Raw genomic sequence first — 12,601 nt, forward strand, 5'->3', positions numbered from 1 at the left:
GATTGCGATAATCTCAGGCACCGTGTAACCAGTTATAAATACGGGTGAGGTTCAAGTTTATCCGTTTCCCCAATGAGTAGTTCCCAAGGATATACTGCATTGGGATTTTGCATGTAAGACGTAAAGGTACCGTTTTCAGGTCGTGCTATCCTGTTTAGCAACTGATGAGTAATCCGGCGTTGCCTGAAGCATATCTCCGCTGGATTGATCTGTGACGATTGGAGGCCTATGCAGTTTAAGCAGAATGTCGATGATAAACGTCAAGGGATACGTTTTACCTTTCAAATCAAGGTGAAAGTGCAGATTGAAGAGCATGATATTTCCTTTACAGGGCTGACCAGTGATGTAAGTGTTACTGGCTTGGCACTTGATGTTTCGGTTTCTAAGCGCTACCTTGGTATGCAATGCATGATCAGTATTATTTTTCATGGCAAACATAGTAATCTGGTCATAGATTCTCTGAAAGGAATTATAGTTCGTGTTGATGAACACGTAACCGCTGTTAACTTTATACAGCCACTGGAATGGTTTCTTCTTTTTCCCGCATATCAGGGTAAAATGAATCAGGTCATGCAGCGAACAGATAAAGGAGGATGACCATAGAGATGAAACAGGTTTATCGTGCACAGACAGGGTCCATTGGCGAGGATATTGCCTGTGAACGATTACAGAAGTGTGGGTATATCATAAAGGAACGTAATTATCGCAAACGATTCGGGGAAATCGATATTATTGCTGTACACCAGGATGTGATTTGCTTTATTGAGGTTAAAACACGGCGCAGTAGCGGATATGGCAGTGGCTTTGATGCTGTGACCAGCCACAAGCAGCGACGTCTTTCCCGAACTGCTTTGGATTATCTTACTCGCCAAAGAAAGCTGGATCACCCAGCTCGCTTCGATGTCGTTTCTATTTTGTTGCAAAAAAATAGGCAACCACAAGTTGAACTGTTGCAAAATGCTTTTGAGTTAATTGAATTATGAATAGCTTCTCTCCCCTTGCCCTGACCATGGGATGCCCAGTGGGTATTGGTCCTGAATTACTTATCAAACTTTTTCAACGCAAAGCAGCTCAGCAGGAGAATCCCGGTGTGATTATCGGGGATCAGCATTTGTTAACCCGCTTGCTCGATGATCAGAAGATACCACTGAAAATAGTTTCATGGCAACCAGGGGACCGTCTTAAGGTTGGCACGATACCCGTGTTTCATGCAGGTACCTTAGCCCTTGATAGACTGCGATGGGGAAAGCCTGATGCTGCAACCGGCAAGGCTGCTGGTGAATACATTTCCACAGCAATTAAATTAGCGCTTAAAGAGCTTGTTTCAGGCATAGTTACATGTCCAATTAATAAAAAAAGTATGAATATGGGCGGGTTTAATTATCCAGGGCATACTGAAATGCTTGCAGATATGACCGGTACCAATCATTTTCGAATGATGATGGCAGGAGACCGGTTAAAAGTGGTGCTGGTAACCATTCATGAACCTTTGGAGTATGTCCCTGCATTGGTGACCCAGGCTGAAGTCAGAGACTGCATTGCCCTTACTTTCAAGGCACTGCAGGAAAATTTTGCCCTCGAACACCCAAGGTTGGCTGTGGCTGGTTTGAATCCACATGCCGGAGAGGATGGTATGTTTGGTCTGCAGGAACAAGAATACATCTCTCCAGCTATACAGGAGTGCCAGGCTCTTGGAGATGTAACCGGACCATGGCCTGCGGATACAGTTTTCCATCTTGCGGCTTCCGGTCGATTTGATGCCGTCATTGCCATGTATCATGATCAGGGACTCATTCCTTTTAAATTATTGCATTTCGAGGATGGCGTTAATGTAACACTGGGCTTACCAATTGTACGAACATCTGTGGATCATGGCACAGCCTACGATCTTGCTGGAACTTGGAAAGCATCAGAAACAAGCCTTGTTGCTGCTGCAGATATGGCACTCAAGATTGTTGCCAATCGTTTGCGGGTGCAGGAATGAGAGGAAAACTTATTGCCTTTGAGGGGATTGATGGTACCGGGAAATCAACGCAACTCAAACTGCTTGCAACTTTTTTAAGGCAGCGTGGTCAGCTGGTCCTGGAAACAAAAGAACCTACAGATGGGCCTGTTGGCCAACAAATCAGGGCACTGTTCCATAACAGAAAGAGTCTGTCCCTGGATGAAGAGTTGGAACTGTTCATCGAAGACCGCCGCATGCATGTGCTGCAGCACATTTTGCCTGCTCTTGAACAGGGAGCATTTGTGCTCACTGATAGGTACTATTATTCTACTGCGGCATACCAGGGTGCACGCGGTGCAGATCCGGAATTGATTTTTGAGAAAAATCAATTTGCCCCTGTGCCGGATCTGGTTCTGTTGTTTACCATGAGTTGCGATGAAAGCGTTCGTCGCATAGAACAGTTCAGGGGGGAAAAGTTAAATGATTTCGAGCAGAAAGACCATTTGTCCAAGGTTGCGTCCCTGTTTGCATCATTTTCTGACCCAGCCATTGTACACGTTGATGCTGCGCGATCTTTGGAGGTTGTCCGGCAAGACGTAGTCTCCATTGTTTGCGACAGGTTTGATCTCTGAGGTATATCATGCGATTAAGCATTCAGTTTTCCTTTTTTTTCTGGGTATTCGGTTGGGTCACATTACAAGGCTGTGCATTGCATGGAGGCGCTACCAACAAGACCCTTGAATATAAAAATGATGCCCAAGCCTTACCCCCAGTCGAAAGCCAGTTTCTTTCGCAAGAGAATGCTACCCCATCTGGAGACTCTGATACCAGTTGTTCATACTTTTATTTTCTCTGGGGAAGGCATGCGGAATTACAGCTGCAGTTTGATGAAGCTCTTGAAGCCTATGAAAAGTCCTTGATATGTGATCTTAACAGCAGTTTTCTCAGTCGTAAAATTCCTCTTCTTCTGATGAAAATGAACAGGCAGGATGAAGCACAATCCTGGCTGGAAAGATATATTGAGCAACATGCTGAAACTTCCGAAATGCGGATGCTGCTTGCAAAATCTCTGGTGCAGCAAAATAAAATTGATCAGGCAATCGTTCAGTACAAACTCCTTTCTCAAAATAATCCTGAATTACCTGCACCGCAGCTGCTGCTGGCAGAACTATTTTTAAGCCGTAACGAGTTTACCCAAACCAGAAATGTCTTGGAAAAGATGATAGACACCGGTATTGGTGTCTATCCTGCAAAAGTACTTATGGCTCAAACATATGAGACCCAGGGAGAAATCGCTAACGCTATACATTGGTACCGGGCGGCTCTTGAGGAAAACTGGTCTGCAGAAATTCTTATGGAAATAGGCAAACTACAGGTTGAGGCTGAAGAGTACCAGGATGCTATTTCTACATATAGCCAAATCCTTGAGAAAAACAAGTTTGATGAAAATGCCCGCATTGGCCTTATCCATGTCTATCAGCTGCAAGACAAAGAAGAACAGGTATTAGCAGAATTGCGAAATCTGCGGGATGTCTCAGAGAATCCGGCCCGGGTCGATTTCACCATTGCCCGCCTGCATGCGGGAAATGGTGAATACGACAAGGCTATTGAGGTGCTTGAACAGTTGCTCGAAGAAGATTCTCTGCCTGAGGCACGGTTGTTTTTAGCTCAACTTTACTATCGCATGGAACGAAGCGACCAAGCCCTTGAGCAACTGCAGCTCATCAGTCTCTATGAAGATTTTTATCAGGATGTTCTCTATCTTGAGGTACGGATTCTGCAGGAACAGGACAGAACAGAAGAAGCCGTCAATATAATGGAGGAAATGCTCCTGCAACCAGATTTGCGCTCCCCTGAACTTTTTGTCATTCTTGCTATGCTTTACCAGGTTCAGGGGAAAAACGATATGGTTCAGACAACGTATGAGCGTGCTGTGGTTGCCTATCCGAAGAATGATAAACTTCTTTACGAATATGGTTTATTTCTAGAAAATAGTGGCGATCATGTGACAGCCCTTAACATCATGCAGGATGTTATAGCATTGAATCCGGATAATGCAGCTGCGCTAAATTTTGTTGGTTATACTTGGGCGGATAACTCCCAACACCTTGAACAAGCATTAAATTATATTCAAAAGGCTGTGGAGCTTAAGCCGGAAGATGGCTATATTCGTGATAGTCTTGGCTGGGTTTTATTTAAAATGGGAAAAGTAGACCAGGCCATTCTGGAACTGGAAAAAGCCATTAAACTTTCACCTCAGGATGCAGCCATTCATGATCATCTCGGAGATGCATATCTGGACAGTGGAAATTTGCAAAAGGCCCTGGAAGCCTATAAGCAGGCAGAAAAGCTTGAACAGGAAGGGAGTGATTCCTGGAATAAAATACAGCGAAAGATCAGAATAATTGAAAAAGAAATGACACTATGATGTATTTTCGGAAAGCCGGTATGTTACAGTTTTTTATGCTGGCTCTACTCGTATTCTTTGCTGGCTGTGGCACAAAAATTCCCCGATTAGAACCATTGGCAGAGCCAGATAGGTCTCATGCTTTAGCTCGTTTCCAGGAATTTGCAGAACAACAATCTGTCCAGGCTTTGGATGCTGATATACATCTCAGGTGGTCTGTTATGGGCCAAAAGGGAAATGTTGATGGAACGATGCAGTTACTCGCCGGAGGTACATTTCGGGTAAATATAGTTGACCCCATTGGTCGCCCTTTAGCCATTGGTGTAGGAAAGGATGAAGAATTAACAGTCATTGAAATTCCATCAGGGAGAGCCTTTCAGGGGCCTTTGTATGGGGATTTATGGAAGGAATATATCCCTGCTAAGTTAAAGGCTGAACAGCTTCTACCTCTGATTCTTGGCCGCATACCACTGAAGGATGCGGAAGTTACTGAAATAGGAACTGTTGAAGGGGAAACTGGTGGAGTGTGGCTGACAGTTCAGGAGCGAGGGCGCGAAAATGGAGTCCATCGCATTTGTTTTGACCCCCTACATTCAGTGATTCTACGTGATATAATTACCAACGATAGCCGGGAATCAGCCCTGAATGTACGATATGATGGTTATCATGTTATGGATAACCTGAAAATCCCATCCCTTATTGAAATAACAGGTGAGGATATCCGTGGAAGTTATGCCATAGATGTAACCACTGTCTACTCACTGGAAGCCGTATCTCCCGAAGTATTTTCAGTATCCATCCCCCAACATTTTTCCATTGAACAGGTGCCCTGAATCAACGCTGAATAGAAAAATGCAATGTTCAGTGTTCCTTTTAGTTTCGCTTTTTTCAATGTGAATGAAGAAAGAGAGCGATGGTGATTTTTCGTGGATAATTTTTTACCTACAACTCAAAAAAAATCCACGAAAAATAGGATATCATTTCTGGACAGGAGGTGATTAATTGTTTACTTTCTCTGTCTTTTGAGCTTCCTGGGTATTGACTATAATGACAAAAAGGTTGTCTTCTTTGAAAAAAACCTGCTGCAGATCGTAATTTTTACTCGGTTTCAGGTCTATTACAACTCGAATAAGCTCGGGGTCGGTATGTTTGCCGATTCGTATGGATTTGACAAACTTCCCGCCGGTTTCTTCGATGCTGGTAACTTCCGGAGCAATGGCTGTATTTTTGAAGTCACATATTGCCCTGGGTTTTTCCTCTTCAATACCTTTTACCGTTGGTGGATAGAAACCATTAAGTTGAAAAATCACCATTTCTCCGTTATCTGTGGCATCATCAAAAATAATTGATCGAAGAAGAGGTTTCTCATCTGCAAGTGAAGTTGTGTTGCCCAGAGAAACAGGTTGTTCCTGCAGATCAGGCCTAGGTTTAGGTACAGATTCTGCTTGAAGTTCTGGCTCTGGAGTACTTGCAGGAGGAACCACAGACGCATTTTCAGGGGCTGACGGGGAGGCCACGGTATCTACCACTTCCTCAGCAGGTGGAGGTGATGCAGTTTTCGCACTTTCCTCGTGGGGTTCCCGTAATGCATTCTGGTCTTCAATGCTTTTAAGAGAAACTGTAAGCACGGACGTCTTCTGATTAAACGTTTGATCCACGGATACTTCATTATTGGTGGCCAGATCCAGAACAACCCTGGTTTTTGGGTTGGCACCTTTGTGAAGGCCAACGCGAATCCGTTCGATTATGTCGCCGTCTGCAGAATAAACAGAGGTTACCTTTCGGCTGATTGTCGTCTTGGCAAAATCGAAAACAATCCTTGGATTATCACCCGTAAGAGTAAAAACCGTGGGAGAATTGGGAACATTAAGAGTAAACGTTACCAGCTCCACACTACCTGATTTTTGATACCCAATGGCTTCGATCCGTGGCTGCTCAGGACTGGCCAATAATGACCCTGGATATATTGCAAGGCTTAGCAGAAGAAGAAAAAAGTACCGAAGAAAGTTCATATCAGTCATATAACAAACGGGTTAATGTTCATCCATACCCGGAACGGGCATACGTAAAATACAATGGGAGGTTTTATCCTCTCTTTGATTGTATTGTAAAGTATATCATAAAAAAGTCTGGCAAAAAAACGTTTCTAAATGGGTACAGGTTAACAGTTATTGCCAAAAAAAATAATACAAAGCAAGATTACCTGGCGTGAATACAGGTAGGTGCACCTGGCAAGGGGCGAGGGATACAATATTGGGCACTGTGCCAATGAGCAGTTTCTGAAGAAAACTCATAGCGTAAGTTCATCATAACTCATTATTGATTCAAAATAATCGGGATTACAGCGTAAATAACATAGAATGTCAATGAATAACCAACTTAAATTAGATACTATTCTGCCACTGGTAAGGAAACCGGGGCGCTATATTGGTGGAGAACTGCATAGCGTTAATAAGAATTGGACAGACTATCCTCTGCATTATTGCCTTGTTTTTCCTGATCTTTATGAGATAGGCATGTCACACCAAGGATTGCAGATCCTTTACCACATCCTTAACCGCCGGGACGATGCCTTGGCCCATAGGTGCTATACACCTGATGTGGATATGGAACAGGAACTCAGAAAGAGATCCATGCCTCTTTTTTCCCTTGAGGTCCATCGTCCCCTTGCTGATTACGATGTTATCGGGATTACACTACCCTATGAGTTGTGTTACACGAACATCCTCACTGTTCTGGAGCTTGCGGATATTCCTTTGTATAGTCATCAGCGTGGAGAACACCACCCTCTGGTTATTGGAGGCGGCGCCGGAGCTATGAACCCTGAACCCATAGCTGATTTTTTTGATTGCATTGCATTGGGAGATGGAGAGAAAACCATCGATCAAATTTCAGATGTGCTCATGCAGTGTAGGAATGAAGGCAGGAGTAGAGGGCAGATCCTTGAAGCATTGAGCAGGGTGAAGGGCATGTATGTCCCGTCTCTCTTTCATCCCAGATACGAGGATGATAAGTTTGCGAGTATGGAGTTTGTAAACCCTGAACACAGGCAGGTACAGCGTGCGGTGTTGCCTGAAATGCACGATTCAGAGATATTGGCTCATCCTCTGGTTCCTGTGGTCAAACCCGTCCATGATCGTTTGGGTATTGAAATAGCCAGGGGGTGTACCCGCGGGTGTCGTTTTTGTCAGGCAGGTATCATATACCGGCCTGTACGTGAAAGGAGTCGTGAGGAAATTCTGCAGATGGCAAAACAGGGCATTGCTGACAGTGGATTTGACGAGCTGGCCTTGCTCTCTCTTTCCACTGGAGATTATTCCTGCCTTGGCGATCTGATGACGGATCTGATGGATACCTTTGTCCAGAATCATGTATCTGTGTCCATGCCTTCGATGCGCGTGGGAACCATTACTGAGCAGATAATGGATCAGATTCGCAGAGTGCGAAAAACAGGTTTTACCATTGCTCCTGAAGCTGGAACCGACAGACTGCGTGAGGTTATAAATAAGGGGATAACTGAAGAAGATCTGCTTAAAACCTGTCACGACGCATTTTCGCTGGGGTGGAAACTGATCAAATTCTATTTTATGATCGGGCTGCCTACGGAGACAGATGAAGATGTCGATGCCATTGTCGAGCTGGCGAAAAGTGCACGCTATGCTGGCGGAGGCGCAAGTGCCAAAAAAATTACCATCAATGTCAGTGTCGGCACATTTGTTCCCAAACCGCACACTCCTTTTCAATGGAGTCGTCAATTGAGCATTGCAGAGAGCAAGGAGAAAATACAACGTCTCAAAGAGTTGCTGCCTAAAAAAGGATTTAATCTGAAATGGCATGATCCTTTTCAGTCATTTCTTGAGGGCGTTTTCTCAAGGGGTGATCGCCGGCTGGCACAACTTATAGAAACTGCCTGGAGGATGGGCGCTCGGTTGGATGGGTGGTCTGAGCATTTTAACCTTCCACTCTGGCAAGAGGCAGCGCAACAGTGCGGACTGCACCTTGAAAGCTATCTGGAAGAGTGGGATATGGGGCGTCCTTTGCCTTGGGATCATCTTGCATCCGGCGTGGATAAAAGTTTTTTACGCCAGGAATATGAGCGGTCACTGAGTCGTGAATATACGCCGGATTGTCGGGTTCATGGCTGCCAGAAGTGCGGACTGTGTGATTTTAAAGAAGTACGGCCGATTGTGCATAAACAACAACATGCGCAGCCTTCAGCAAACATAAAACATCGGAACTTTGAATCAAAAAGCGGGGAACAGCCTGTATTTACCTATAAAGTAAGTTATCGCCGTCTTAGTGACAGTAGATTTTATGGTCATCTGGAAATATTGCAGCTGGTCTTTCGGGCATTACAGCGTTCCGGTTTGCCTGTTCTGTTTTCCCAGGGCTTCAATCCTTCCCCTAAAGTATCTTTCAGCCCTGCGCTGCCAGTTGGAATGGAAAGCGATGTTGAGTTCTTTTTCGTTGAGATGAATGAACCTTTGACGAATATGAAAAGCATTTGCTCAGGGTTGAATGAACAATTTCCGGCAACTATTGAGGTGTATAGGGTTGAGGCCGTCAAAGCCATAAAACAATTCAGCTACAAGGCTGTCTATCAGATACAGGCAGAAGAATTTTTGAACGTTGACATTGATAATGCCCTGCATCAATTTATGGCATGTAATGAGGTCCTGATTCAAAGAGTACGCAAAAGAAAAAAGCAGCAGATAGATATACGCAGCCTGGTCAGTGCTATGAACAGGAGCGGAGATGTTCTGGAACTGGAACTTTATCACTATCACGGAAGAGCAGGTACAAATCCCCGTGAAGTTCTGGAAAAAGGGCTTGGCTTACCTGAAGAACTCTGCTTATTGAGCAGGATGCGGAAAATTTCTCTACAGGAAATTGACACCCCGGCTTGAGATATTTATCACTCTGCTGTATAGCAAGTAATATATACTGCTATAAAGTCTTCATCGTAGACCTTGCACCATGTCTCACTATATTTTCTGCGCGTCAGAATTCTCAGAAGATACAATGCAAAACGCAGAGAGAACCTGGCATGCAGAGAAACGAGAGTGAGACATTAGCATGCAAGAAGACAGGTTTTGGCTCCGTGGCATCACGTAGCTTTATATATCTCTTTTCCAAGGGGGCAGCTCCAGGCGCTACCGCTGGAGTACCTGCTTATGATAGGGGGCGCTTACATGCTTTTCTTTCTGGCTGGCAGGTTGAGTAAAGGAGGATTGGTCTGTTTAACTATATTGTTGATCTCTTCAAGTACGTTTGCAGAAAATTGTGCAACCTATGGCGATCTCATCAATAATGGCGCATACGGCTTGCTTCACTTAAAGCAGGGAAATATGGATGGTTGCCATCTGGATGACCTCTATGTTCCTGCCAGTGTAGTAAAATTGGCGACAGCCTATACAGCCTTTAAGATCCTGGGGCCTGATTACCGGTTTCAAACGCATATCTATCAAGATGACCGGGATAACCTGTATGTTAAAGGGTTTGGCGATCCGTTTTTGACTTCTGAATCAGTGAATCAGATAAGTGTTTATCTCTCACAGATGGATATTTCAGAAGTACATGATCTTGTTATTGACGATACGGCTTATGCTTTGGAACATCTTTCTCCTGGTAGTGAGCTAAGCGATAATCCATATGATGCGCCTGTAGGTGCCACAGCCGTGAACTTCAATAGTGTTGCTTTCACCATTGATAACAGCGGGGGCGTACATTCCGGAGAATTCCAAACGCCCTTACTCCCGATCATGCAGGAAAAAGCAATGGGCAGAAAACCAGGATCCTACAGGGTTAATATCTGCTCAACGCTTGGTGAACAGCAACGTTCAACGGCACGTTATACCGCCCAGCTTTTTCAATCTTTTCTTCGTAAAAACAATATCCGGGTAACAGGTTCATTATCCAGGCGTTCTGTTCCTGAAAATGCGCGACTACTTTATGTTTTTCACTCTGAGAAGCGTCTGGAGGATCTGGTTAAATCCATGCTCTATTATTCATCCAATTTTACAGCTAATCAGATCTTTTTGGCCTGTGGTGCCAGGCGATATGGTTTTCCAGCTACCTGGAACAAGGGGGTAAAAGCGGAGCAGGAAATACTTCAAAGTATACTGGACAGGGATTTTGAAAAATCCTGGAAAATTTCTGACGGTGCCGGCCTGAGTAGAGAAAATCGTTTAAGTGTTCGCTTCACGCTTAATCTCCTTAATCATTTTGTGCCGTACCGGCAGCTTTTGCGAAAAAAGTATGGTGTTTCTGTGAAGTCAGGCACCATGCAAGGGATCTATAACTATGCTGGCTATTTGGATGACAATACAGCTTTTGTTATTTTTCTTAATCAGCCGGGAAATAAGCGCAACAATGTTCTACAAAGACTTGTGCATCACAGAACGAATATGTACTGAACTGTAACTGGTCACAAGGTGTAGATTCTCTCTTCCCATGGCCTATGATACTCCATAATTCTCAAGAACGATTACCTGCGGCGAGAAAACATTCACCAATAAAATGAGATAAAACGTGATTGTTACCCGGATAGGTTCATGGGCTGCAGGAACCGCCTTATGCTTGAATCTGGCCGTAACCTTTACGACCACTACTACCTGTGTTTGTCTGCCTGCATTGCGACAGGCCGATGCGCATTCTGAAATTCAGGAATGATTACCGCCAACTTGAGTAAATGGTACTCAAAATACCGCATTACAGCCAACAATAGCTAGGGAATCTACTGATTATGGGCATCGTGTTTCTTTAACGTCTTGTCAGGTGAATGGATTCCTGCGCCCTGCGTTCGGCGCTACTGCCCTGGCAGCGCAATCTGAATATACCTGAAAAAGATATATCTCCTAAAGAGACGGGATTGTACAATTACGGATAAGATTGTGGCCCGTTCCTCACTTACATAATCTATCCTTATTCGCTATGCGTTTGATGTTAAGATATTCCAAACTGCTTCATTAACTCAATCATTCGAGGATTATTAATCAATTGTTGTCTTACTTCTTGGTGTACACTCTCATTAATTTCATTATTTTTTACAATTGATTGGTAATACTCTTGAGACGTATTTATGTTTCTGCTTTGTAAAGCTTTTTGAAAATATCCATTCAGAGTGCTGTTATACTCATAAAGGTCATTTTTTTCTTTGTTGCTAAGAGCCTCGAAACGTGCAAGGTTTGAGTCCTCATAAGATATACCAATTTCAGTATCAACTAGGTTGTAATCTGGGCTTAAGTCAGCATACCATCCAGGCAATGCAAATGCTTCTAGCGGCAAGTCTTGTTCAGCTTTTGAATCAATCAAAGCTTGATTACCTATATTTTTGTTATCTCGGTTATTTTTTGAAAGTAATTTAGCTTCTTCAGATATCTTAACACTATCTTTTTTTCTGTTTTCATTAGCAAGCGATTCCGTAAAGGCCTTAGAATTACTCTTTGTGCTTAGGTTGGAATACGCATTTTTAGCTGTCTGGACGAGAGAAACTTCCATCTAAATATCTCCCTTGGAATTGAGTAAGATAACTTAATATTTTCAGAGGTATATTATATTATTCGGAGATAGTAGGATTCTTCTTAAGAGTTTTGACACATCTGTAGCTGTCTTTTTTATTTTATGTGTAGCGTTCGCCTACTAACCAGCGGCGAATAAACAAGAGCGGCTTTCCCGTAACTGGTCACGGGTGTTTCAGATTTGTGCAAGCGCGGTTTTTCGCTATATTGTGAGTGAACAAGATAAATGATGGTCCCAACTGTATCTCACCGGATTTTAGTTGTTTTCAAGTTAACTGATTAAATGGACCTTTTACATTAAATAACGTGCTCAATTACGGCCATCAAATAATAATGGTTGTGCAATTACAATGGGTTACCGAATGAAGTATGGTTGTGCTAACCTAAAATTGATCAGAAAACAGGCCTTGTGCTAACCGAAATTTGACCACCTTGGGCAAAGCGCTCCCAAGGGTTATGGTGCGGCAACAACAAACCATAACCGAGGGAGGGGAGGAATTGCTCACAATGGATCAGTATGAATTTATTCGGACAGCCCATCGGGTCTACGGCAAAAACATCAGCGAACTGTCGAGAATGACTGGACACTCCCGAAATACCGTAAAAAAGGCACTGACAGGAGAGCCTTGTGGCTATAAGGAACGGGAACAACAACCGTTTCCGGTTCTCGGCCCCTTTCTTGGCACCATCGATGAATGGCTGCAAGATGATCTTAGCAGGCCGAAAAAG

The 12,601-nt window shown here is 43.8% G+C and carries 11 protein-coding genes and 1 pseudogene; 10 read left to right on the plus strand and 2 right to left on the minus strand.

Annotation, left to right across the window (positions count from 1 at the left end; translation table 11 throughout):
• Nucleotides 1-228: 228 nt before the first annotated feature.
• From G493_RS0107465 to G493_RS0107490, 6 genes are read left to right on the plus strand one after another with little or no spacing between them, the layout of a single operon-like run.
• Entirely contained in the window at nt 229-597 is a 369-nt protein-coding gene (locus tag G493_RS0107465) for a PilZ domain-containing protein (protein WP_028579875.1), read from the plus strand.
• An 8-nt stretch (nt 598-605) separates the two neighbouring features.
• A complete protein-coding gene (locus tag G493_RS0107470; protein ID WP_028579876.1) occupies nt 606-983 on the plus strand; it encodes a YraN family protein in 378 nt (125 codons plus the stop codon).
• Nucleotides 980-1,984 (plus strand): 4-hydroxythreonine-4-phosphate dehydrogenase PdxA, encoded by a 1,005-nt coding sequence (gene pdxA, locus G493_RS0107475; protein ID WP_028579877.1) that lies wholly within the window; start codon nt 980-982, stop codon nt 1,982-1,984. Before G493_RS0107470 ends, pdxA begins: the two co-directional genes overlap by 4 nt.
• Complete coding sequence (tmk, locus tag G493_RS0107480) at nt 1,981-2,577, plus strand: dTMP kinase (protein ID WP_028579878.1); 597 nt, start codon at nt 1,981-1,983, stop codon at nt 2,575-2,577. Before pdxA ends, tmk begins: the two co-directional genes overlap by 4 nt.
• Nucleotides 2,578-2,585: 8 nt before the next feature.
• On the plus strand, nt 2,586-4,373 hold the full coding sequence (locus G493_RS0107485; RefSeq protein ID WP_028579879.1) for a tetratricopeptide repeat protein: 1,788 nt from the start codon (nt 2,586-2,588) through the stop codon (nt 4,371-4,373).
• 20 nt (nt 4,374-4,393) lie between these two features.
• Entirely contained in the window at nt 4,394-5,185 is a 792-nt protein-coding gene (locus G493_RS0107490; protein WP_161629806.1) for a DUF4292 domain-containing protein, read from the plus strand.
• Nucleotides 5,186-5,350: 165 nt separating this feature from the next.
• Here the strand turns inward: G493_RS0107490 and G493_RS0107495 are convergent, their stop codons facing one another.
• Nucleotides 5,351-6,364, minus strand: a complete 1,014-nt coding sequence (locus G493_RS0107495; protein ID WP_161629807.1) for an AMIN domain-containing protein — start codon at nt 6,362-6,364, stop codon at nt 5,351-5,353.
• Nucleotides 6,365-6,718: 354 nt separating this feature from the next.
• Between G493_RS0107495 and G493_RS0107505 the strand changes: the two genes are divergently transcribed.
• The 3 genes from G493_RS0107505 to G493_RS33355 all read left to right on the plus strand — a co-directional run bounded on the left by G493_RS0107505 (nt 6,719) and on the right by G493_RS33355 (nt 11,024).
• Nucleotides 6,719-9,259: a TIGR03960 family B12-binding radical SAM protein gene (locus tag G493_RS0107505; RefSeq protein WP_232363727.1), complete on the plus strand. Its 2,541-nt coding sequence runs from the start codon at nt 6,719-6,721 to the stop codon at nt 9,257-9,259.
• A 285-nt stretch (nt 9,260-9,544) separates the two neighbouring features.
• Complete coding sequence (locus G493_RS28300) at nt 9,545-10,768, plus strand: D-alanyl-D-alanine carboxypeptidase/D-alanyl-D-alanine-endopeptidase (RefSeq protein WP_161629808.1); 1,224 nt, start codon at nt 9,545-9,547, stop codon at nt 10,766-10,768.
• 115 nt (nt 10,769-10,883) lie between these two features.
• A complete protein-coding gene (locus tag G493_RS33355) occupies nt 10,884-11,024 on the plus strand; it encodes a hypothetical protein (RefSeq protein ID WP_153306451.1) in 141 nt (46 codons plus the stop codon).
• A gap of 273 nt (nt 11,025-11,297) precedes the next feature.
• On the opposite strand, the gene G493_RS0107520 is transcribed toward G493_RS33355, so the two are convergent.
• Nucleotides 11,298-11,852 carry a hypothetical protein gene (locus G493_RS0107520; RefSeq protein ID WP_028579884.1) on the minus strand — a complete coding sequence of 185 codons (555 nt, stop codon included), beginning with the start codon at nt 11,850-11,852 and terminating at the stop codon, nt 11,298-11,300.
• Between the two features lie 527 nt (nt 11,853-12,379).
• Here G493_RS0107520 and G493_RS0107525 point away from each other — a divergent pair.
• Nucleotides 12,380-12,601 (plus strand): annotated as a pseudogene (locus tag G493_RS0107525) (IS21 family transposase); the annotation flags it as partial.

The sequence above is a fragment of the Desulfogranum japonicum DSM 18378 genome (genome assembly GCF_000429945.1).
In the GTDB taxonomy this organism is placed as follows: domain Bacteria; phylum Desulfobacterota; class Desulfobulbia; order Desulfobulbales; family Desulfobulbaceae; genus Desulfogranum; species Desulfogranum japonicum.